The organism is Sinomicrobium pectinilyticum, assembly GCF_003725735.1.
Taxonomy (GTDB): domain Bacteria; phylum Bacteroidota; class Bacteroidia; order Flavobacteriales; family Flavobacteriaceae; genus Sinomicrobium; species Sinomicrobium pectinilyticum.
On record NZ_RJTM01000210.1, the window covers coordinates 1 to 496 of the forward strand.

Consider the following 496-nt stretch of genomic DNA (forward strand, 5'->3'; position numbering starts at 1 on the left):
GTGGGGGTTTTGTTCCTGCTACTCCCTTTTACTTTTTATGCCCAGACCAATACTTTTCCGGCTTCTGGAAATACCGGGATTGGTATAACCACCCCGCAGACTCCTTTACAAATTAATCAATCGGAAAGACACAAAGGCCTGTCTATTACGGAAAGTGATAATTCCTTAAAAATATATCTCCATCTTGCAAAATTTGATGACGGCAGAGAATACGGCTTTCTGGATTTAGGAGGGAATACAAAATTGAGAGGTAACGGTGAGCCTTCAAGTTTTGACGGAAGTTTAGGTATTGGTACAATAAATTATTCGGGAAGCTGGAAACTTGCCGTCAACGGCAACATCCGGGCCAAGGAGATCAAAGTAGAAACCGGCTGGAGCGATTTTGTATTTGAAGAAGGTTATCACCTGTCCACTTTAGAGGAAGTGGAGCAACATATCAAAGAAAAAGGCCATTTAAAGGATATTCCCAGTGCTAAGGAAGTGGAAGCGAACGGGA

The 496-nt window shown here is 42.5% G+C and carries 1 pseudogene; it reads left to right on the top strand.

The window, feature by feature from the left end:
- A pseudogene (locus ED312_RS24045) lies at window positions 1-496 on the top strand (hypothetical protein); the annotation flags it as partial.